This is a genomic window from Marinobacter antarcticus (genome assembly GCF_011049865.1).
GTDB lineage: Bacteria > Pseudomonadota > Gammaproteobacteria > Pseudomonadales > Oleiphilaceae > Marinobacter > Marinobacter antarcticus_A.
The window spans coordinates 28,486-50,948 of the sequence record NZ_DRGY01000030.1 but is presented as its reverse complement, the minus strand read 5'-3'; the positions used below and the strand labels follow the sequence as shown (position 1 = coordinate 50,948).

The following is a 22,463-nucleotide window of genomic DNA, read 5'->3' as shown; positions in this document are numbered from 1 at the left end:
TTTTAATCAAATAAACGTAGCTGGGTAACCGGCGCATCGTCATTGCGAAACCGCACGCCCAGACCCAACAGGCGAACCGGTCGCTCGCGATTGGTGACCAGTTCATTGAGAAGCGGCAAATAGTCTTCAAAGACAGGCGTCTTTATGTTGTCCCGCGCGCGCTCCAGAGTGTGGGTAGAAAAATCGCTATACCGTATTTTGACAAACAGCTTATGTATGGGCTTTTCCCGCCCCTTGCGGGTGAGCCGAAGGCTAAGATCAGCCACCAGCGATGCCAATACGGTCTCACAGGCCGCCATGTCCGGTAAATCTTGTGAGAAGGTGCGCTCTACGCTTACAGATTTGGCAATCCGGGAGACCACAACAGGCCGGTCATCGCGACCATGGGCCATCTCATGCAATTGATAGCCTCGCTTACCAAAACGATCGATGAGCTCGTCAGCACCCAACGCCTGCAAATCGCCACACGTTTGTACACCAAGCGCGTGTAGCTTATCAGCGGTTACCTGGCCCACTCCGAACAGCTTTTCAACTTTCAGGCTCTGAACAAAACCATCCACGTCTTCAGGCCTTAAAACAAACAGGCCGTCTGGCTTTTGCCAGTCGCTGGCTATCTTGGCAAGAAATTTATTGGGTGCCACCCCGGCAGAAATGGTGATGCCCACTTCTTTTTTTACCCGTTCCCGCAGGTAGCGAGCCATCAATGTGGCACTGCCCCGATGATCGGTAATATCCGAAACGTCCAGAAAGGCCTCATCCAGAGACAAGGGCTCAACAAAATCCGTCAGTTCACGGAGAATACCCATGATCTGTTGCGACACGGCCCGATAGCGCGGGATATCCGTTGGCACCGTGACCAGGCCAGGACACAAACGCCGGGCTTCACCGCCTGGCATGGCAGACCGCACCCCAAAAGCACGAGCTTTGTAGTTGCAAGTGGTCACAACGCCGCGACCACCGGCACCGCCTACCGCTAACGGAACATCCCGCAGTGTGGGGTCATCACGCATCTCGACAGCCGCATAAAAACAGTCGCAATCCACGTGGATGATCTTGCGTTGAGGCATAATCACGGCGCTCGCGTCGGGTTTCTGTACATTTATACAGCCTTGTATCTTAAAGTAAGATGCTGAGAATGTCAGGAACCCACACGATAACGATCTGACAACTACCGGATACCGACACGAGGCCGTATGACAAACCCCATCCCAGATTCTGAGCGCACCGAAATAGAAGCAGCGGCGTTTCGTCGCCTGGTCGAGCATTTCCGGAACAACCCGGACGTTCAGAACATTGACCTGATGAATCTGGCCGGGTTCTGTCGCAACTGCCTTTCCAAATGGTACCGGGCAGAAGCAAGTGAACGCGGCCTTGAAATTTCTGATCCTGCCGCCAGAGAAGCCATCTACGGCATGCCTTATGAAGAGTGGAAAGCGCTTCACCAGAGCGGCCCCAGGCAGGATCACAAACAATGAACGTAAACGAAGCACTGCGCATTCATCTGGCATCGCTGGACGGTGGCCATGCGGATTTTGATGACACGCTGGCGTTGATAGACCGGCATTTTGATTACCAACCCACGGGTTTTTATAACGGGGCGGAATTCAATGCCACCGGTGAAAACACGGGGGCCTGTCGGGTGTTTGGTATTGCTCAGTGTTGCAGCCTGAACGAAGCAGACACTCTTAGACTGTTTGCGCAGCATTATCAGCAGGTTCTGGACGACCCTGCCGGAGAAAGCCACGGTAATATCCGGCAGTTCATTAGTACAGGTTGGTCCGGCATTCGTTTTGAAAACCCACCGCTGCGCCCGCGTAAAACGCCATCCGAGCCAGACACCAGGGAAGAGAATCATTCATGAGCGACACCGCTACCTCCGGGGTAAAACATGGGTTCCAACTAAGAAGCGCCAGCGTTTCCATGACCGCACTGGAGCTCTATTATTTCGATGACGATGAGTTCGAAGAAACACTTCGGCAAAAAATCAACCAGGCACCCGGTTTCTTCCGAGACATTCCGCTCATCATCAGCCTGGAAAAGTACGAAGGGCTTAGCACCGAACTGGATTTCTTCAAAATTATCGGCACGTGCCGCCGTAACAACATTCACGTGATTGGTGTTCGCGGGGGCAATGACGACCAGCGACGCCTGGCACGAGGAGCCGCACTGGCCCTGATGCCGGGAACCGGTCAGCGAGACCGGGCTCATGACGCCGATGCGGCGCCTGAAAAAGCCGTGGAATTGCCCGTTTCACCCACACCAACGGCCGCATCCAAAACTACGACTGACGCGCCCCCGGCCAGAATCATCAGCCACCCGGTTCGTTCAGGGCAGCAAATTCATGCGCCAGAAGGCGACTTGATCATTCTGGCGCCGGTTCAGGCAGGCGCAGAAGTACTGGCAGCCGGCAATATTCACATCTATGGACCACTGCGGGGCCGCGCTCTGGCCGGCATCCACGGCGCTGAGTCCGCGAGAATCTTCTGCCAATCACTTGAAGCAGAGCTTGTGTCCATCGCCGGACACTATAAAATCTCTGAAGATCTTCAGGACAATGGTTGGAGGAGCGCGGTGCAAATCCAGCTCAAGGACGACCTGCTGGTGGTGACACCGCTGGACAAGGCCTGACAGATGAATCGGGCAGGGAAATCGAACAGAACAATGTGACCGGTTTATCCGGCAGACACGACGAATCCACCGAGACACAGGAACTGAACCTTGGCTAGAATCATTGTCGTTACCTCAGGAAAGGGCGGCGTTGGTAAAACAACCACCAGCGCTTCCATCAGCACCGGCCTTGCCAGGCGCGGCCACAAAACCGTCGTAATCGACTTCGACGTGGGCCTGCGCAATCTTGACCTGATCATGAACTGCGAACGCCGGGTGGTGTATGATTTTGTCAATGTCATACAGGGCGAAGCTTCGCTGAACCAGGCTCTGATCCGCGACAAACGTGTGGACACGCTCTATATCCTCCCGACCTCGCAGACCCGGGAAAAAGAGGCGCTGACCAAAGAAGGCGTTGAAAAAGTTATCAATGAGCTCTCTGAAACCTTCGATTACATTATCTGCGACTCACCGGCCGGCATCGAGCACGGCGCCATGATGGCGTTGTACTACGCAGATGAGGCCATTGTTGTCACGAACCCTGAGGTCTCCTCAGTGCGGGATTCCGACCGCATTCTTGGCATCCTGCAGAGCAAATCCCGGCGCGCCGAAATGGGGCAGGATCCGGTTAAGGAGCATCTTCTGCTGACGCGCTATAACCCCGACCGGGTTAATCGGGGTGAAATGCTCTCGGTGGCAGACGTCGAAGAGATTCTTGCCATTCCGTTGCTGGGTGTTATTCCTGAAAGCCAGGTTGTTCTCAACTCTTCGAACCAGGGGTTGCCGGTGATTCTCGAAACCGAAAGCGACGCCGGCCAGGCTTACGATGACGCAGTTGCGCGCCTTCTGGGTGAGGAGCGTGAACAACGCTTCATGACCAACCAGAAAAAGGGCTTTTTCTCACGGATGTTCAAAGGGGGCTGACGGATGAGTTTCCTCGATTATTTCAGAAGCAAGAAAACCGCTGGCTCCGCGAACGTGGCAAAAGAGCGGCTGCAGATTATCGTGGCCCACGAGCGTGGTCAGCGCGATCAGCCAGATTATCTGCCACAATTGCAACAGGAACTGCTGGCGGTGATACGCAAGTATGTCCAGATCAGTGATGATATGGTTCAGGTAGAGGTGGATCGCAACGGCAGCTGCTCCGTTCTGGAGTTGAACGTAACCCTGCCGGAACGCTGAAGCCGAATTGTCTGTCCGCACAACAAGCGGGCAGACATCAAACCGTTATAGAGGTAGCGCCCCTATGCCCAGAACGCCGGAAAGAGCACCGGAAAAAGCCCCAAAAAGAGCATCAAAAAGAGAACCAAAAAGAGCACCGCAAGCTCGAAGAAAAATGTACGTCCTCGATACCAATGTTCTGATTCACGATCCCAACGCCCTCCTTAATTTCGAAGAACACGACGTCATCATTCCGATGACCGTGCTTGAGGAGCTCGATGGCCTCAAATCCGGCAAACAGAGTGTAGCCGCTGATTGTCGCCAGGCGATCCGCACCATCGACAAGTTGCTTGGCGATGCCAGCCCGAAAGACATAGAAAAAGGTGTGCCCATCGTACGGGCCAAAAAGGCTGCGCCTCTGGGCTCTCTCTCTATTTTGATGAGCACGGAACACACGGGTAATCATTCGCTGCCAGAGCACCTGAACGACAACAAGATCATCAACACGCTGGCGGCGCTTCAGGCGCGGCACACTTCCCGGGATATCATACTGGTCAGCAAAGACATCAACATGCGGCTGAAAGCCCGTGGTTTCGGTGTTGAAGCCCAGGATTACCACAACGACCAGTTACTGGACGACATCGATCTACTGCCCAAAGGCTACCGCGAGTTCCCGAACTCGTTCTGGGACACCATTGCCAAAGTGGAAACGGTGCAGCGCGACGGCGTAACCGAGCATATTCTCAAGCGTGAGGGCGAACTGGCCAAGCTTAATATCAATGAGTTTGTGCTTGATGAGCAGGGGTTCATCGGCAAAGCCGTCAACATCACCGACACCCAAGTGGTTATCCGGGATCTGCATCAGCACGACCTGATGAACGAAGAAGTCTGGGGCCTGGTACCGCGGGATATCTATCAGGCTATGGCCCTGAACCTGCTGCTTGACCCGGAGGTTCATCTGGTTAACCTCACCGGGTCGGCCGGGTCTGGCAAAACCATTCTGGCGCTGGCGGCGTGCATAGAGATGACCGTTGCCAGCAAGCTCTACAAACGGATTATTGCCACACGCTCAACCCAAGGCCTTGATGAAGACATCGGCTTTTTGCCGGGCACCGAGGCGGAAAAAATGGCGCCCTGGCTGGGAGCCATTGTGGATAATCTGGAAGCACTGCACGAAGACGACGAAAACATGACCGCCAGCGTGGATTACATCCTCAGCAAGGTGCCGTTGCACTTCAAATCCATGAACTACATTCGTGGCCGCAGCTTCCAGCACAGCCTTATTATTATTGACGAGTCCCAGAATTTGACGCCGCATCAGATCAAAACCATCATCACGCGGTCGGGCACCGGCTCCAAGGTGATCTGCCTTGGCAATCTGGCGCAAATTGATACGCCCTACCTGAGCGCCCTGAGCTCCGGCCTGACCTACATGACTGAACGCTTCAAGAGCTTCAGCCACGGTGGCCACATTCACCTGCAGGGCGTGCCGCGATCAATACTGGCGGAGTTCGCGGAAGCCAATCTCTAACCCAAGCGCCCCCAAAGGCCAGAATCAAAACCTGGTTTTGGGGCGCGTTATTCGTTACACACGATAGCGGCTGACCTGGTCTGACATATCGGCAGCCAAGGCTTTGAGTCGCTGTGTTGCCAATCCCGCCCGATGCGTTCCCTGGGCAGTTTGTTCCGTGATCGCAACAATCTCATGAACATTCTGGTTAATGGTTTCAGAGACGCTGGTCTGCTCCTCGGCGGCGCTGGCAATCTGAGTGTTCATCTCGTTGATCACGCCCACGGCTTGGTTAATTCTCTGCAACGCGTCACTCACCTTGCGCGTTTCAGCAACGGTGGCCTCACTGCGCTCACTGATTGCACCAATCAACTTCACTGCATTACCGGCGCCAATTTGCAGCCGCTCGATCGTCTCCTGAATTTCCTGAGTGCTCTTTTGAGTTCTGCTCGCAAGCGTTCGCACTTCATCGGCGACCACTGCAAAGCCTCGACCGGCCTCACCGGCGCGGGCAGCCTCAATGGCCGCATTCAAAGCCAGTAGATTCGTCTGACCGGCAATGTCACGGATTACCTCAAGAACGCTGTCGATTTTGTGCGAGTCTGCACCCAGCTTTTCGATCACGGTAACGCCTTCTTCAACCTGCTCGGACAAGCCGCTGATGACACCGATGGTCTGATGCACCAGACCCTGAGCATCACATACCTGAGCATTGGCGTGGTCTGCCGCGTCAGAAGCTTCGCTGGCGTTATTCGCGACTTCCTGTGCCGCGGCCGTCATCTCATTCATGGCGGTTGCCACTTGATCACTTTCGGATTTTTGACGCTCAACTCCCTGTTCTGCCTGACCCATCACCTGATTCAGCTCCTCAGAGGCTTCATTCAGCGTGCGGGTGGATGATAAAACACGCTCCACCAATCCGTGCACCTGATCAGCAAAACTGTTGAACGCCCTCGCCAACTGGCTCAGTTCGTCGTTGCCTGCCACCTCCAATCGGCGAGTCAAGTCGCCATCACCGCTGGCGATATCGTTCATCGCCGACACCGCCGACTTCAAAGGCCGGATAATACTGCGGACAACGATCAGGGCCAGGAACACGATAATTGCCAGTGCAATCAAAGACGTCGTCACTGAACCAATAATCGCACCTTTCAAGGCGCCCCCAACCTTCTCGTTCATGGCAGCGACCTGATTCTCCAGGCCATTCACCCAGAAACCGGTGCCAATCATGATGTTCCATTTCGGCAGCATGATGGCGTAACCCAGCTTAGGGGCGACCTGGCCGGCATCGCCATTCTTCCATTCATAGGGCACATAGCCGCCGCCACTGCGGGCCACTTTTAATATTTCGCGAATCAGGTAGGTGCCATTGGGGTCCTGAAAATCCCACAGATTTTTACCTTCCAGAGCCGGGTTTGCACCATGCATGACATTCACGCCGTCCGTGTCGTAAGCGAAGATGTAACCCGGGCTGCCGGAATCATCAAAGCGCATCTGGCGGAGGATGTCCCAAGCTTGCTTACGCACTTCAGGATCGTTCGCGGATCCTGGCTGGTTGTAAAGATGAGCTATTGCGGTGCGGGCCAACTCCAGGTAATTCTTCAATTCCTGACGCTTACTTGCCCCCATGTCCGAAGAAAAACCCGCTACCGCGCCTTCACCAATAACGCGGGCCTGATTCAAATTGTAGGTGGTCAGAAACACAGTGAGCACGATCACGGGCATTAGTGCCAGCAACAGCACTCTTGTTTGAATGGTCAGGTTTTTCATATCGGAAATGTCTTCTGCCTCGTAAAGGGGGCGAGCAGAAACCCGCGCCCGCCGCATAGAACTGCGAGGTTACACAATAGCCGGGAGATTTATAATGAGAGTACTGCGTACTTTATATACAAAATGTAAAGACTCGTGCCTTTTGCTGTGAGAGGCCAGGTTCAGTCCTTGAACTCAGCCTTATCCAGACCGTGCTTTTTCATTTTGTCATAGAGGGTTTTGCGGGCAACGCCAAGCTGCACCATGGTGTCCTTGATACTACCATGGCAAGCATTGAGGGCGCTGGTCAGCACCGAATGCTCAAAGCTGTCCATCGTCTCCGTGAGTGTTCGCCGACCACTCACATCGGCCTTGGCGGCCGGTTCACCCTCTTCCAGCGCTGCCGGACCAAGCAGCACATAACGCTCTGCAAGGTTGCGCAACTCACGCACATTTCCCGGCCAGCTGTGATGCATTAACCGTGCAGCCTGGCTGGCATCCAGAGGAATGCTTTCCCGGTCATAACGCGCCGCAGCAATCAGAACAAAGTGGTGGAACAGCATTGGAATATCTTCCTTACGGTCACGCAACGGCGGAATGTCCACTTTCACCACGTTCAACCGATAATAGAGATCGGCCCGGAAGCTGCCTTCATCGCTGAGCGTTTTAAGGTCGGCTTTGGTCGCCGCAACAATACGCACATCCAGCTCTTGAACCTGGTTGCTGCCCAGGCGTTCGACCTTTTGTTCTTCTAGCACCCTGAGCAGTTTGATCTGCAGCGGCATAGGCATGCTTTCAACTTCGTCCAGGAACAGCGTGCCCCGATTCGCGTGCTCGATTTTACCTATACGGCGTTTATCTGCGCCGGTAAATGCCCCCGCCTCATGGCCAAAAAGTTCACTTTCAATCAGGTTTTCCGGCACAGCTCCGCAGTTGATCGCAACAAAGTTGTGCGCCCCCCGCGGGCTGTTCTCGTGAATATAACGGGCCAGAGCATCCTTGCCGGAACCGGTTTCGCCGAACAGTAAGATGTTGGCGGTAATATCCAGAATCGGCGTAAGCGTATCCATCACCTTTTGCATGCTGGGCGTGCCACCCAGAATGCGGGGGCCCGGCCTTGCCAGATGGCGCAACTGGGCCTTCAGACGACGATTCTCCAGCGCGAGGTGGCGCTTTTCCAGGGCATGCCGCAGCAGTTCAATCAGCCCGTCGTGATTAAACGGCTTTTCGATGAAATCATAAGCGCCCTGCTGCATGGCAGAGACGGCTGTGCTGATGTCACCCTGCCCGGTCAGAATAATCACCGGGATGGTCTTGTCCAGCGCCTGCACCGCGCTCAACATTTCAAGCCCATCCATTCCGGGCATGTTGTAGTCGCACAGTACAACGCCATTGTATTCCGGGGTAATGCACCTGAGTCCCTGCTCCGCCGCCTCAAAACAGCGCACCGGCAGATCCTCCAGGTTGAGCGCCTGGGCGATGGCCTGGCGAATGTGTGGATCATCATCCACAAAAATTACTGAGGGGTCTGTCATTCAGGAGCCTCCCGCTTTATCAGGGTAAATTCAAATTCCGCACCCGGTGCCTCGCTGCGATTGCGCCCGGTAAGCCGGCCACCCAGCGCATCCGCAATCTGCCTTGAGATTGATAGCCCAAGCCCAAGCCCCTGCTTGACTGATTTGGTGGTGAAGAAAGGTTCGAAAATCTGCTCCGTATTCGCGGGCAGCCCGGGCCCGTTATCGCGTACGAAACAGCACCAGGTTCCCTCTTGCTTCTCAACCTCAATGCAGATTAGCGGGTTTTTCTGGTCTTCAACGGCCTGTATCGCGTTAGCAAGAAGGTTGACCATCACCTGTTCAATGCGGATCAGATCGCCGTGGCATAGCACCGGCTGTTCGGGGCGGTTCCATCGAATATCGTTAACTACACTGCTTTTCTGTGCCGCTATAATTTTCAGGGACGCATCCACTGACAATCGAAAATCCACGATCGTTGGCGGCCCTTCAGACTTGCGAGCAAACACCTTGAACTGGCGGGTGAGCTCTGACATTTTGTCACACAGGAGCACGATTTCACTGAGGTTAGCATCAACCATATCGCCAGCCCCTTTCTCAAGAAAGCGACGACTGTTTCTTGCGTAAGTCTGTATGGCCGTGAGCGGCTGGCTCATCTCATGGTTGAGACCTGCAGACATCTGGCCTAACACCGCAAGCTTGGCTGCCTGAATCAGCTCTTGTTGAGCCTCTCGCAGCTCGCCCTGGGTGCGCTCGCGCTCTCGTATCTCATCAAGCAGTTTCAGATTAGAGCGTTCCAGATCTGCGGTGCGATCTGCGACACTGAGCTCAAGTTGCTCGCCTCTGAGTGCCAGTTCCGCTTCACGACGGTAGCGTTCACGCAGGTACAGCCAGGCCAGAAGGCCCCCGAAAAAGATCGCGATGTCACCCATCACAAACCCAAGCCGGGTCCAGACAACCGGGCGAGTGCTCATCATAACCTGCAGCGCCCAGTCCAGCCTCGGCAGCGGTGTCCGCACGCTCAGATACTCCCGCCCACCGCCGTTCTCGCGAATGCGCAAGGTTTCGGAGGAGCCGGACGGGCCGGAGGGCTTACCAAGATACTTCAGGGACACCGGTTTCAGATCCCGGCCAGGATAACGCTGACGTGACGCTTCACCAGGAGCGTCAGCGGCATTGCCAGTAAAATCGCGATACAGCCATTCAGGCTTGCTGGCCAAAAAGCTGACGCCTGCCTCATCCAGCACCACCATCTCCGCTTCACGCGCTGAAGCAGGCCGGTGCCACTGTGACTCCAACTCATGCACGAGTACTTTTACCGCCACCACACCCACCGGTTGCCCGTTCGCACCTCGCACCGGATGGGAATAATACAAGCCACGCACGCCGGAGGTGGAACCAAGGGCAAAATAAATGGCGGATTCGCCGGTGTCCAGAGCCTCGTAAAAGTAGGGCCGAAAGCTGAAATTACGCCCCACAAAGCTCCCGGTTTGCTGGTAGTTGTTGGCGGCAATGGTCAGACCGGTTGTGTCCATCAGATAAACGTCAGAACTGCCAACGATGGTGGCCATCCGCTGCATTTCTTCGTTAGCTTGATGAATGATCGCAGGATTGCCGGGAGAACTCAGAGCCTTCTCCAGCAACGGATGTTCGGCCATCAATTCAGGAATGGGCAGGTAACGGTTAAGTTCGTTCCCAACGAGCTGGCGGTAGCGGAAAGACTCCTCCAGGCTGTCTTGCTCAACCTGTCGATAACCAACCCAGCCACCCAACATCCAGGCCGCTATGAGGGTGAACACAAAAACAATAAAAGCGCCTATCCGATAGGACATACCCGGTTCCTGCAAAACCGTTAAAGAGCGCCAGAGTATAGCCAGGCCCCGTCGAGGACAAGGGCCGGCAAAACTCCCGAACTCAAGCGGCTGCCAGGCGCCCCCGGCGTTGCCGCTGCATCAGGAACACCAACGCGGCCAGAGTGATGCCCGTCAGGTCGGTTATCAGGCCGCCTTCAATCATCAACAGGGCAGCACCCACCAGCATAAGGCGAGCTACCCAGGAAGCCGATACATTGGCAAACCAACCAAGCACCCCGCCCGACAGCATGTAAACACCAAATAGCGCGGTAATCAGTGCGCGGGCAATTTCGAACCATCCGGCCTCCATCAGCAAAGCGCCGTTGTAGAAAAACATGAACGGCACGATAAAGGCGGCAATACCAATCCGGAACGACGCCACTGAGGTTTCCATGGCTTTGGCACCTGAAATTGCAGCTGCAGCATAGGAAGCCAAGGCAACCGGCGGAGTAATAGCAGAAACAACCGCAAAGTAGAACACGAAGAAGTGCGCCGTCAGCGGCTCAATCCCAAGCTGCACAAGCCCGGGCGCGACCACCGATGCGGCAACCGCGTAGGCGGCTGTTGTCGGCATGCCCATACCCAGAAGGATGGATATAAACATCGCGAAGATCAACGCAAGCAACTGACTGGCCTCGGCCACATCAAGCAGCAGCACCGAGAAGCGAGCGCCAACACCTGTCAGGGAAATAACGCCGACGATAACACCCGCCGCCGCACACACCGCAACAATCTGTATTGCCATATAAGAGGCAGTTTCCAACGCTTCCAGAATCTGGCGAATGCCCATTTTGTTGGGTGAAAACCAGCTCACAACCGCCGCAGAAATCATGGCCAACGTACCGGCACGTATAACCGAATAACCCATGAACAACGCCACCACCAGAATGATGATCGGTAAAAACAGGTAGCACTGCTTCGCCATGGCGCGCAGCTTTGGCAGCTCATCTTCGCGCATGCCTCGCATGCCTAATTTTGCAGCTTCAAAATCAACCATGAAGTAAACAGACGCGAAGTACAGAATCGCGGGAATGATGGCGGCAATGGCAATCTCGGTGTAAGGAATACCGGTGATCTCGGCCATGATGAAAGCGCCGGCGCCCATAATCGGGGGCATGATCTGGCCGCCTGTGGACGCAGCAGCCTCTACAGCACCAGCCGATTTTTTGCTGTAACCCACTTTTTTCATCAGCGGGATCGTCAGTGACCCGGTGGACACCACATTGCCGGCGCTGGTGCCGTTAATCATGCCCATCAGGCCTGATGCGAAAATTGCCACTTTGGCGGGGCCACCCCGCGAGCGCCCAGCGACCGCAAACGCGAAGTTCACGAAGTAGTCACCGACTTTTGATGACTGCAAAAACGCGGCAAAAATAATGAACAAAATAATGTAGGTAGACGATACAGCCGTGGTGGGCCCAAGAATACCGGCGTCCGTGTATACCTGGCTGAAAAAGCGCTGCACCGACAGCCCGGGATAGCCAAGAAAGCCCGGCAGATAGGGGCCGGCAAATACATACAAGAGGAATATCAGCCCGATAACCACCAAGGCAAGGCCGGCAACCCGGCGAGTAAGCTCCATAATCAGCGCGGTGCCTGCCACAGCGGCAAAGGAGATGCCTATCGGCGCAAACGAGGTGCCCGTAGACATGCGCATGGGGGTGTTATAAACCACGAGAAAATACGTGGCAACGGCCACGGAACACACAATCAGCACCAGATCCGGCACGCTAAAACGCGAACGCTCGCGCTGATGGAACCAGCTAATCACAATACCCGTGCTCGTTGCCGCCAGTAAGGGCCAGCCAAAATGCCAGGTTTCCAGCTCAACGGGAATTCGCATGGCGCCATTCCGAACCATCTGCCAAAACGAAAAGGCTTGATACAGCACATAAAATGCGGGTATGAGCGCAATAGCGCCTATCCACGTGGTCCAGCGATGGCGCGCAGGGCCCTCTTCGGATGACACAAATCGTGCGCCGGCAAACAGAACAAAGCCCAGAACAAGCGTTCCGGCAATGTGCACAATCCGGAACGACCAGGTCTCCAGCGGTGCAATGTTCAGTGAATAAAGATGGAATGAGGAGTAAGCGATCGCAAGCAAAGAAACAAACTTCATCATGCCGCCTACAAACAATCGGCGGTTGGTCTCTACAGGCTCTTCATCCACGTCGTGGGCAAGCACATGGTTTTCGCCCACCTCCACATCGGAAAAGTCTTTGGAATGTCGTTCGAGTGTCATTGGGGCATTCCCGGAAGCAGGCAAATCGGAGCCGACAGACTCTGCCGGCTGTTGTTCAGGGGCCTCCCGACCCCTTTCAATCAGTTACTCAGATCAACAGTGCTACTTGATCTTGCTTTCTTCGATGGTGTAACCGTTTTCGTTGAACCAGCGCGCTGCGCCAGGATGCCAAGGCAGAACGTTGTTCTTGCTATAGTTCTCGGGAATGGAGTTGCTGGCCGCCTTATGGATAGACACCATTCTGTCGTTTTGCTCCATGGTCAGCTTGGTGATTTCATACACAAAGCTCTCAGGCATATCGCAGTTCACCATGGCAAAGTTCCACATGGAAACCACTCGCGACGGCTTGTCAAGCGACTGGTACGTGTTCGCAGGAATCGTGAATTCAGACACCGGGAAGTTATCCGTGATTTTCTTCGCTTCCGCATCGGTCATGCCAATGATGTTTACATCGGTCTGAACTTCCAACTGGCTAACAGCCGGGATGGGAATGCCTGCGGCAAAGGCCACCACATCGATCAAGCCATCCTGAAGCTGACTACCAAGATCAGACCAACTGCCGTTGCGGCGCTCGAAGTTCACACCCAGGCTTTCCATCATGCGTGGGAAATAGGTGTCTGACGTTGAGCCAGCCGGGCCGAAGCCAATAGTGGCGCCATCCGGAATATCGGAAATGGACGTGATACCAGAGCTGGAAAGTGCCGTCACCGAGAAAGGTGTTTCATACATGGGGAACATGGCGCACACGTTGTCCATTTTCATCCCCGGGGCAATTGGGCTGTTGCCCTCCATGGATTCCCGAGCCGGGCCCATGGTGGTCAGACCAAACTTGAGATCGCCGGTGTGCACCAGTGCCATGTTCTGCATAGGGCCGCCGGTAATTTCAGCACCGCCGGAAACGCCCAGACTTTCTGCAACAAAGTTAGCCCAACCGGAGCCATAGGCAAAGTAAGTACCGCCCTGGCTGGCCGTGCCCACCGTAAAGTTTTCCGGCCATCCGGCCCGGTCCTGGGCGGCAACTGGATTAGCAACAACAAGAGTAGAGGCGAATGCCGCCGCCATAATGGCTTGGGTCTTCATAGAGAATGCTCCCTGATTCGATTTGTTTATTGGGTGCTCGACGAAGCCCGTAGGGGCCACGATAACAACTAACCAGCAAGGAGTAGGCCAGAATTAAAAACCGTTTATAAAACAACACTATTTAAAAATTCGACGGCACTGAATACAGAAAAATGGGTGATGTTTCACCCATAAAAACCGAGCTATGGGTTGAATCCCGCCAACGCAATCGAACCCCGTTAGTCCGGCCCAAAAACAAAATTAGCGGAGTCGAACAATATCCATCTACCACCAATTGGTCATAATTATTTACCTATAAATACTTGTAAATAACTTTTACTTACCTATTATGATGACATTGTCTTATCATTCTTCGCCCGATTTTTACGCTCCGATGGGCCGCACGTTAAGGATTAATGTCATGAAATCTATGTCGAACAAGCATGAATACAAGGTTGTTCTGGGTGTTATCGGCTCTGATTGTCACGCCGTGGGTAACAAGATTCTGGCCAGCGTATTGGGCCAGGCCGGAATCGACGTTATCAATCTGGGCGTTATGGTCAGCCAGGATGAGTTTATCGATGCGGCGATCGAAACCGGCGCAGACGCCATTCTGGTGTCGTCCATTTATGGGCACGGGGAAATTGACTGTCATGGCCTGCGTGGGCGCTGTTTTGAACGTGGTCTGGACGACGTTTTGTTGTACGTGGGCGGCAATCTTGTGATCGGCAAGTCCGATTTTCAGGACATCGAAACGTTGTTTCTGAAAATGGGTTTTGACCGCGTTTGCTCACCGCGCGTTGATCTTCACGATCTGGTCAAGTGGCTTAAAGATGACATCATCGAGCAGCGTTTCGCCCGCGAGCCGTTGACCAAATCCGCATGATTATCACCTCGATAGACATAGGCTCTACGTGGACCAAGGGGGCGGCCTTCGAAATGAGCGCGTCCGGGACCTTGCGCTTGCTGGCGCGGGAAACTCGCCCTACTTCGGTCGACAACTTGTCGGAAAGTTTTTTTGGCGTGTGCCGTGATCTTGAAAAGCACGGCAAGTCGGATCGGTTGTTCTATTCTTCTTCGGCCAAGGGTGGCCTTTGCGTGGCGGCGCTGGGCATTGTGCCTGAAGTCACTTCCGAGATGGCACGCATCGCTGCCTATTCGGCAGGCGCGAAAATAAGCCAGGTTTATTCCTACCGGCTGACCCGCTCTGACATTCTGGCCCTTGAAGAAACCCCGCCCGACATTCTGCTGTTTGCCGGCGGCACCGATGGTGGCCATACCGACTGTGTTTTGAAAAACGCAGCCGCCATTGCCAAATCCAGCCTGACCTGCCCCATTGTGTATGCGGGCAACCGGTCGGTTCGGGACGAAGTTGCGGAATTACTGGCCGCACGAGACGTAACCTTTGTGGACAATTTGCTGCCTTCACTTGAGCAGCCCAACCCCGAACCCGCGCGCCTGGCTCTGCGCGAGGTTTTCCTGGCGAGCATTGTTAAAGGCAAGGGCCTGGATATCATCGTTGACGCGACCGGTGAAGAGCCAACGCCCACGCCCTATGCTATCTATGAGTACTGCCAGCACATCCGCCACTATGCGCCTGGCTGGGAAGAATTCATGCTGATTGACCTGGGTGGCGCCACAACGGACGTCTACTCCTGTCACGGCGAGCAGCCGGTCAACGGCACCGTGCGCCGGGGCTTACCCGAACCCCTGGTAAAACGCACTGTTGAGGGCGATCTGGGCATGCGAATTTCAGCAAACAGTGCTGCGGCGGCTGGTAAACACCTTATTCAGGACGGTTTGCAGCAATTGGGGCTCGCCGAAAAAGCCTTCCGGGCTCACCTGAACTGCGTATCCAAAAGCCCCGACACCATTCCAGATAACGCAGCAGGGCGGGCGTTTGATGAAGCGCTTGCCGGCAGTTGCGTGGTGAACGCCTGCAGCCGGCACGCAGGGCGAGTTCATCAGGTCAGCACGGTAGATGGCGTGGTGAACGTGCAAACCGGGCGAGACCTGTCGTGCGTTCGGCGCGTCATCGGTTCCGGGGGCTACCTCTCAAACGTCACGCGGTTTGACCCCAATCCCTGGCTGGCGAGTCTCTCGGTTGACGAGCACAGTAAACAGATACTGGCACCAAAATATGTGGCGTTCTATCGCGACGAACATTACCTGTTTCCGCTATTGGCCAACATCGCCCGGGGCTACCCGGAGGCCGCCGCGCGTGCTGGCACTGCGCAGTTACAACTTTCTATTGCAATCGCAGCCTGAGGGCACTCAATCATGCATCCGGATTCAACAGAAACGCTTGTAAACCAGCGCCTGGCTGACAAGGTATTTGAAACAGAACGCAACGCCGTGTTGAACACCTGGCCGACGGGTGCCGACGTCAACTTCCGGGAGGGCGTTCGCTACCAGCTCGATCTGCCGGTGGAGAAGCAGTTCTCTGCCGTTATGAAAGCCGCCGACGACGCTGGCCGAACCTTGCTGCAGCCAAGAGCGGGCGTGGCTCTGCTGCAGGAGCAAATCGCCCTGCTAACCGATTTACAGCCTTATTGCGATGTGTTGCCAACCACGATTGACGCCTATACCCGCCACAACCGTTACGACAAGTGCGCCAACGGTATCGCCCGCTCACGGGAAGCAGGGCGCTCTCTGATGAACGGTTTCCCCGCGGTTAATCATGGCCTTCAGGGTTGCCGGGAACTGGTGGAAGCGCTGGATAAGCCGGTTCAGGTTCGCCACGGCACGCCCGATGCCCGCCTGCTGGCCGAAATTACGCTGGCGGCAGGCTTCACCAGCTACGAAGGCGGTGGCATCTCCTACAACATTCCTTATGCAAAGAGTGTGAAGCTGCGCGACAGCATTCGGCACTGGCAGTATTGCGATCGGCTTGTGGGGCGCTATGAAGAAGAAGGCGTGCGTATTAATCGCGAACCGTTCGGGCCGCTCACCGGCACCCTGGTGCCACCGTTTGTGTCCCATTGCGTGATGATTCTTGAAGGCTTGCTGGCGCTGGAACAGGGGGTGAAATGCATCACCCTGGGGTATGGCCAAGGCGGCAATCTGGTGCAGGACATAGCCGCAATCCGCTCGCTCCGGGAACTCGGTGAGGAGTACTTTAGCGCGGCCGGGTATTCCGGCTATCAGCTCAGCACGGTGTTCCACCAGTGGATGGGCGGGTTTCCGGATGAAGAGTCCTCGGCTTACGGGGTGATTTGCCTGGGCGCCGCGGCAGCTTCATTGGCCGGCGCCACCAAAGTTATCGTCAAAACACCCCACGAAGCCAGTGGCGTACCGACCATGGCGGCCAACCGGGATGGTCTTCGCGCTACCCGCCAGATGATCAACATGCTGGGTGAACAGCAAAAGCCTGCGGGCGACGACGTTGCCCTTGAAACCGACATGATCAAGCGGGAAGTACGCGCCGTACTGTCGCGGGTATTCGCCCTGGGCGAGGGTAATATCGCAGAGGGCACCATTCGGGCGTTCGAGTCAGGCGTGATGGACATTCCCTTTGCGCCCGCACGGGCCAACGCCGGCGTCCTGATGCCTGTGCGTGATGACAACGGCGCCTTGCGAGTGCTCGATAAAGGCAACTCGCCCCTGCCCGATGACGTGCTCGCCTTTCACCGTGACAGGATCGCCGAACGGGCCGCAAGCGAAGGCCGCGAACCGTCTTTCCAGATGGTCATTGACGACGTGAACGCAATCTCGAACAGCCGCCTGATCGGGCGGCCTTTGTAGACATCTGATCACTTAAATTTCAGAAAGCAGAGCAAGCTCATGATAATTACACGTACCGTATTTGTGGGTGGTTTGTCCGCCTTCTATTTCGACGATCAGCAAGCCATCAAGCAAGGCGCCACACAGGACGGTTTCACCTATCAGGGCGACCCCATGACACCTGGCTTCCGCTCTGTTCGCCAAGCTGGCGAATGCGTGTCGGTTATTCTGACCCTTGAAGACGGCAGCGTTGCCGTGGGCGATTGCGCGGCTGTGCAGTACTCCGGCGCCGCCGGGCGCGACGCCCTGTTTACCGCCGATCATTTCATTGCGTTTATGAACGCCCATTTGCGCCCGCTGCTGGAAGGGTTAACGGTAGACAGCTTTCTTCAGAATGCCCGGTTTTTCGACAACCTCGAGATTGACGGCCGGCGCCTGCATACCGCCATCCGGTATGGCATTTCCCAGGCCTTGCTGGAAGCCACTGCCCTGGCTGGTCGATGCCTGAAAATGGAGGTTATCTGCCGGGAATACGAACTGCCGGTCATACCGAAGGCTGTGCCCCTGTTCGGTCAGAGCGGCGACGACCGTTATCGTGCGGTCGACAAGATGATCCTCAAACAGGTAGGTGCCCTGCCCCACGGGCTGATCAACAACGTGGCCGACAAACTTGGCCGGCGCGGCGAAAAACTGTTTGAATACGTGGCCTGGCTGGCCGAACGTATCCGTTCGGTGCGCCAGATCCCGGAATACAGACCGGACCTGCATATTGATGTGTACGGAACCATCGGCCTGATCTTCGACCACAACACCGACCGCATCGCGGAGTATCTGGCGCAACTGGGTGCGGCCGCCGGAGAGTTCTCCCTGCAAATTGAGGGACCCGTTGATGCCGGTGGCAAAAACCCTCAAATCGAGGCCCTCAGCGCCATCTCGCACAGGCTGGAAACGCTTGGTTCAAACGTTGGCATCGTGGCAGACGAATGGTGCAACACGTATCAGGACGTGGTGGAGTTCACCGACGCCCAATGCTGCCATATGGTGCAGATCAAAACCCCGGACCTGGGCAGCATCCACAACGTTGTGGACGCTATCCGGTATTGTAATAACAATGGGGTGCTCGCCTATCAGGGCGGCACCTGCAACGAGACCGACATTTCCGCCCGCACCTGCGTTCACCTCGCACTCGCCGCACGCCCTATGCGGATGCTGGTCAAGCCCGGCATGGGCTTCGATGAGGGCATGAATGTCGTCAGCAACGAAATGCGGCGCAGCATTGCGATGCTTGCATTAACAGCCGGAGCAACCAATGAACAGTAATACACACGGCGCAAACGCCACAACTAAACCCTATGAAGGCCTGCGGGTTGTCACCCTTGAGCAAGCGGTAGCGGCCCCTCTGTGCTCCTGTCACTTTGCAGAGGGCGGCGCCCGGGTGATCAAGATTGAACGCAACGGCGGCGGCGATTTTGCCCGCCAGTACGACACCGTGGTGAAAGGTGAATCCTCCTATTTCGTCTGGGCCAACCACGGCAAGGAATCCCTTGAGCTGAATATTAAAGACGCCGAAGACTCAAAGCTTTTGCACAGCATTCTTTCCGGGGCAGACGTGTTTATCCAGAACCTGGCGCCCGGCGCCGTGGGCCGCGCCGGCTTCAACACCGATGATCTGCGCGCCCGCTACCCCAAGCTGATTACCTGCGATATCAGCGGCTACGGAGAAGACGGCCAGTATCGCGATATGAAGGCATACGATTTTTTAGTGCAGTGTGAAAGTGGTCTGGTCGCCATTAATGGTTCACCCAAAGGCCACGGCCGCATCGGCGTCTCGGTGTGCGACATAGGCGCGGGCATGAACGCGGTGATCGGTATTCAACAAGCGCTGTTCTTGCGGGAGCGCACCGGCAAAGGCAGCGGCGTGAAAGTCTCGCTGTTTGATACCGCCGCCGACTGGATGACCGTGCCCTTGATGCACACAACCTACGGCGGCAAAGCGCCCCAACGGGTGGGTTTGCACCACCCTTCTATCGCGCCCTACGGTGGTTACGACACCAAAGACGGAGAAATTCTCGCCATCTCGGTGCAAAATGAGCGCGAGTGGGCAAGATTTTGCAGCGACATACTCGGCGATACGGCGCTCGCCGCAGACCCGCGCTTCAGCAGTGGCGAAGCTCGCGTTCGCAACCGGGAGGCGCTGGACGTTTACATCGATCAGGTATTTTCCTCTTGCCTGAGGCTCGTTCTTGAAGACAGACTCAAAGCCGCAGACATTGCCTACGGGGCCGTCAATTCGATGGAAACCTTTGCAAAGCATCCACAGCTGAGACGCCGGGCGGTTACCCTGCCGGGCGGTGAAAGCGCCGAACTGGTGGCGCCGCCAATCCGGCATTCCGGCGAACCCGGCGACGCACAGTACGGACGCATTCCCGGCGCCGGTGAGCATACGCAGTCGATTCGCGCGGAATTCGCTCCTCAGTCATCAGACCTCACCAGGCGCTAACGTGATGAAAACACCTCTTCCAAACTACCGCTCACTGCTGTTCGTCCCGGCGCACATCGAGCGATTTGTATCCAGCGCCCATACCCGCGGTGCGGATGCGATCATTCTTGATCTGGAAGACAGCGTACCCGCGCATCTCAAAGCCTCCGCAAGGCTCACCCTTGAGAGTGCGGTAAACCAGATCAACTCACACGGGATTGGAGTAGGCGTTCGTATCAATCGCGACCTGCGAAACACCGTGCAGGACCTGGAAGCAGCCGTTGCGCAGGGGGTTCGGACCGTTCTGGTGCCCAAGGCGTCGAGTGCCGGACACCTTCAGCTTATCGACGAGCTCATCACCGAGCTTGAAATGGAACGCGGGCTCGGCGTGGGCGATATTCAACTGATGGCACTGGTAGAAACCGTTGCCGGCCTGGCTCAAGCCAACGAGCTGGCCAAGGCCTGCACCCGACTCACCGGCTTAGCCATCGGCAGCGAAGATCTCAGCGCTGACGGCCACTTTGAACCCACACCGGATATGCTGTTCCACCCCTGCCAGCAGGTAGTGTTCGCAGCCCGGGCGGCGGGCATTCAGGCATTTGGTTTTCCCGGAAGCATTGCCGAGTATGGTGATCTTGAACGCTTTGCGGCTTCCGTAAACCAGGGGCGGGCCATGGGCTTTGACGGCGCCCTGTGCATTCACCCCAGCCAGGTCGCAATCCTGAACCAGGCCTTTGAACCTAATGAACAAGACATCGCCCACGCAACACGCGTGATTGAAGCCTTTGACGCGGCGATTGCAGCACAACGGGGAGCAGTGGTTCTGGACGGTAAAATGGTGGACTTGCCGGTGGTTACCCGGGCCCGCGCGGTGTTGTCGCAGGTTCGCCAAAAAACTCAGCCATAAACTGAGGCCCTTGTTCCTTCACAAACTGCTCGAATCTGACGGCGGCTTCACTAAGCTCGCGCCCTTTGAGATGCACCGCAAACCAGGTGCGGATTTGCGGCATGCCCTGCACGTCCAACACGCTCAGCAGCCCCAACTGGCGCTCCAGATGAATGGTGTGGCCTGAAATCACCGCCACGCCCATATTCGCCATCACCGCCTGTTTGATGTTCTCCGTACCGCCGATTTCCTGAATTCGTGGCACTGCAAGCCCGCTGTCCTCAAGAAACCGCTCAAGCACCATGCGAGTGCCCGAGCCCTTCTCCCGCACCAGAAAAGTCTCGTTGCTCAACTCCAGAGGATCAATCCTGGATTGCTTTGCCAGCGGGTGGTTCGGGTTCGCAATTACCACGTAGGGGTGATCGGCAAAGGGCGCAGAATCCACCTGAATACGTCGGGGCGAACGCCCCATCAAGGCAACATCCACCTGCTGATGCTCGAGCTTTTCGATAATGCTACGGCGATTGGCAATAATAATGTCGAGCTTGGTGTCACGGTGTTCCGCCTGAAACCTCGCCACCAGATGCGGCCCGAAATTACGCGATGTGGTCACCATGCCAACCTTGACCGTGCTGCGCTGGACGCCCTTGAGCGCCGCGATGGCGCTGTTGGCATCCTGCAACGTTTGGGTGATCCGTTCGGCGTAGGGAATGAGGGTTTCACCGGCCACCGTCAACACTAGGTTGCGCCCCTTCTTCTCGAACAGAGGTGCGCCCAGCTCCTCACCCAGACTGCTCATTTGCATCGACACCGCCGGGGGTGTCAGCCGCAGGATTTCCGCCGCACGTATAAAGCTCAGCGTTTGCGCGGCGACCAGAAAAATCTGTAATTGGCGCAGCGTCACTTTTTGCAGGGCATCTTCCATCGCTAAGCAATCCGGTTACGAGTCGGTTCAACGAGTTACTTTAACTTATTGGTACTCCACCGACTATACCGCTGTGCCTGACGGTTCTCGTTTTCCAATTACTCCGGGGGCGCATTCAACCGGTCAAGACAACACCTCGGTCAGCCTCTCGGATAGTTTTCGTTTGTGCTTTGCGCTCAACTCTTGTAATGGTTGTCCAGTCAGATCCAAACCAATATAGAAGGAATCACCATGGCTTCCATTACCCGGCGCGGCGTTACCATAGAAACAATCGGTGAGTTACCGGCCCCTGGCAGCAAAGCTCCGGCGGCGCAGTTTGCTAAAACCGACCTGACAACGTTAACGCTGGCGGATTTGTCGGGCCAGCGTGTTCTCCTCAACATATTTCCCAGCATCGACACCCCCACCTGCGCCAAGTCAGTGAGGCGCTTTAACGAAGCGGCAGCACAGTTGGATAATACCGTGGTGCTGTGCATTTCGGCGGACCTGCCCTTTGCTCAGGCCCAATTTTGTGGGGCCGAGGGCCTGGATCGGGTAATGCCGGTCTCCACGTTTCGCAACCGGGAGTTCGGCACGGACTACGGCGTCGAGATGACGGACGGCTCACTCAGGGGCCTGCTGTCCCGCGCTATTGTTATTCTGGATGAGACCGGCACTGTTATTCACACCGAACAGGTGCCCGAAATTGCTCAGGAACCGGACTACGACGCCGCGCTGGCGAAGCTGTGAGATTCCCGGCTGACTCGGGGTCGATT

20 protein-coding genes are annotated in these 22,463 nt (G+C 55.9%); 13 read left to right on the top strand and 7 right to left on the bottom strand.

The window, feature by feature from the left end; genetic code table 11:
* Positions 1 to 2 precede the first annotated feature (2 nt).
* Complete coding sequence (gene dinB, locus ENI00_RS03540; protein WP_304098893.1) at positions 3 to 1,067, bottom strand: DNA polymerase IV; 1,065 nt, start codon at positions 1,065 to 1,067, stop codon at positions 3 to 5.
* 126 nt (positions 1,068 to 1,193) lie between these two features.
* Between dinB and ENI00_RS03535 the strand changes: the two genes are divergently transcribed.
* From ENI00_RS03535 to ENI00_RS03510, 6 genes are all read left to right on the top strand, one after another.
* A complete protein-coding gene (locus ENI00_RS03535) occupies positions 1,194 to 1,475 on the top strand; it encodes a DUF1244 domain-containing protein (protein ID WP_304098891.1) in 282 nt (93 codons plus the stop codon).
* Entirely contained in the window at positions 1,472 to 1,861 is a 390-nt protein-coding gene (locus tag ENI00_RS03530) for a HopJ type III effector protein (RefSeq protein WP_304098888.1), read from the top strand. The genes ENI00_RS03535 and ENI00_RS03530 overlap by 4 nt, the downstream gene beginning before the upstream one ends.
* Positions 1,858 to 2,628 carry a septum site-determining protein MinC gene (gene minC, locus ENI00_RS03525; RefSeq protein ID WP_304098884.1) on the top strand — a complete coding sequence of 257 codons (771 nt, stop codon included), beginning with the start codon at positions 1,858 to 1,860 and terminating at the stop codon, positions 2,626 to 2,628. Before ENI00_RS03530 ends, minC begins: the two co-directional genes overlap by 4 nt.
* 90 nt (positions 2,629 to 2,718) lie before the next feature.
* A complete protein-coding gene (gene minD / locus ENI00_RS03520) occupies positions 2,719 to 3,531 on the top strand; it encodes a septum site-determining protein MinD (protein ID WP_304098881.1) in 813 nt (270 codons plus the stop codon).
* 3 nt (positions 3,532 to 3,534) lie between these two features.
* Positions 3,535 to 3,789: a cell division topological specificity factor MinE gene (gene minE, locus ENI00_RS03515; protein ID WP_304098879.1), complete on the top strand. Its 255-nt coding sequence runs from the start codon at positions 3,535 to 3,537 to the stop codon at positions 3,787 to 3,789.
* A 154-nt stretch (positions 3,790 to 3,943) separates the two neighbouring features.
* Complete coding sequence (locus ENI00_RS03510) at positions 3,944 to 5,299, top strand: PhoH family protein (RefSeq protein WP_304098875.1); 1,356 nt, start codon at positions 3,944 to 3,946, stop codon at positions 5,297 to 5,299.
* A gap of 54 nt (positions 5,300 to 5,353) precedes the next feature.
* Here the strand turns inward: ENI00_RS03510 and ENI00_RS03505 are convergent, their stop codons facing one another.
* The 5 genes from ENI00_RS03505 to ENI00_RS03485 form a co-directional block, all read right to left on the bottom strand.
* A complete protein-coding gene (locus ENI00_RS03505) occupies positions 5,354 to 7,048 on the bottom strand; it encodes a methyl-accepting chemotaxis protein (protein WP_304098871.1) in 1,695 nt (564 codons plus the stop codon).
* Positions 7,049 to 7,209: 161 nt separating this feature from the next.
* On the bottom strand, positions 7,210 to 8,562 hold the full coding sequence (locus ENI00_RS03500) for a sigma-54-dependent transcriptional regulator (protein ID WP_304098869.1): 1,353 nt from the start codon (positions 8,560 to 8,562) through the stop codon (positions 7,210 to 7,212).
* Positions 8,559 to 10,373, bottom strand: coding sequence for a sensor histidine kinase (locus ENI00_RS03495; RefSeq protein WP_304098866.1), 1,815 nt, complete (start codon positions 10,371 to 10,373; stop codon positions 8,559 to 8,561). The genes ENI00_RS03500 and ENI00_RS03495 overlap by 4 nt, the downstream gene beginning before the upstream one ends.
* An 82-nt stretch (positions 10,374 to 10,455) precedes the next feature.
* Entirely contained in the window at positions 10,456 to 12,636 is a 2,181-nt protein-coding gene (locus tag ENI00_RS03490) for a TRAP transporter permease (protein WP_304098863.1), read from the bottom strand.
* A 102-nt stretch (positions 12,637 to 12,738) separates the two neighbouring features.
* The gene (locus ENI00_RS03485) at positions 12,739 to 13,716 is read right to left on the bottom strand and encodes a TAXI family TRAP transporter solute-binding subunit (protein WP_304098861.1); all 978 of its coding nucleotides are present in this window, start codon (positions 13,714 to 13,716) and stop codon (positions 12,739 to 12,741) included.
* A 400-nt stretch (positions 13,717 to 14,116) separates the two neighbouring features.
* Between ENI00_RS03485 and glmS the strand changes: the two genes are divergently transcribed.
* The 6 genes from glmS to ENI00_RS03455 are packed head-to-tail and all read left to right on the top strand — an operon-like array spanning position 14,117 to position 20,804.
* Positions 14,117 to 14,581, top strand: a complete 465-nt coding sequence (gene glmS / locus ENI00_RS03480) for a methylaspartate mutase subunit S (RefSeq protein ID WP_304098859.1) — start codon at positions 14,117 to 14,119, stop codon at positions 14,579 to 14,581.
* Complete coding sequence (locus ENI00_RS03475) at positions 14,578 to 15,963, top strand: glutamate mutase L (protein ID WP_304098858.1); 1,386 nt, start codon at positions 14,578 to 14,580, stop codon at positions 15,961 to 15,963. The genes glmS and ENI00_RS03475 overlap by 4 nt, the downstream gene beginning before the upstream one ends.
* 12 nt (positions 15,964 to 15,975) lie before the next feature.
* Positions 15,976 to 17,439: a methylaspartate mutase subunit E gene (locus ENI00_RS03470; protein ID WP_304098856.1), complete on the top strand. Its 1,464-nt coding sequence runs from the start codon at positions 15,976 to 15,978 to the stop codon at positions 17,437 to 17,439.
* Positions 17,440 to 17,478: 39 nt separating this feature from the next.
* Positions 17,479 to 18,738: a methylaspartate ammonia-lyase gene (locus ENI00_RS03465; RefSeq protein WP_304098853.1), complete on the top strand. Its 1,260-nt coding sequence runs from the start codon at positions 17,479 to 17,481 to the stop codon at positions 18,736 to 18,738.
* On the top strand, positions 18,728 to 19,918 hold the full coding sequence (locus ENI00_RS03460) for a CaiB/BaiF CoA transferase family protein (protein WP_304098851.1): 1,191 nt from the start codon (positions 18,728 to 18,730) through the stop codon (positions 19,916 to 19,918). The genes ENI00_RS03465 and ENI00_RS03460 overlap by 11 nt, the downstream gene beginning before the upstream one ends.
* A 4-nt stretch (positions 19,919 to 19,922) precedes the next feature.
* Positions 19,923 to 20,804, top strand: coding sequence for an HpcH/HpaI aldolase/citrate lyase family protein (locus tag ENI00_RS03455; protein WP_304098848.1), 882 nt, complete (start codon positions 19,923 to 19,925; stop codon positions 20,802 to 20,804).
* On the opposite strand, the gene ENI00_RS03450 is transcribed toward ENI00_RS03455, so the two are convergent.
* Positions 20,752 to 21,708 carry a LysR family transcriptional regulator gene (locus tag ENI00_RS03450; protein WP_304098846.1) on the bottom strand — a complete coding sequence of 319 codons (957 nt, stop codon included), beginning with the start codon at positions 21,706 to 21,708 and terminating at the stop codon, positions 20,752 to 20,754. The genes ENI00_RS03455 and ENI00_RS03450 overlap by 53 nt on opposite strands.
* 231 nt (positions 21,709 to 21,939) lie before the next feature.
* Here ENI00_RS03450 and tpx point away from each other — a divergent pair, with 231 nt between their 5' ends.
* Positions 21,940 to 22,437, top strand: coding sequence for a thiol peroxidase (gene tpx, locus ENI00_RS03445; RefSeq protein ID WP_304098844.1), 498 nt, complete (start codon positions 21,940 to 21,942; stop codon positions 22,435 to 22,437).
* The last annotated feature ends 26 nt before the right edge of the window (positions 22,438 to 22,463 follow it).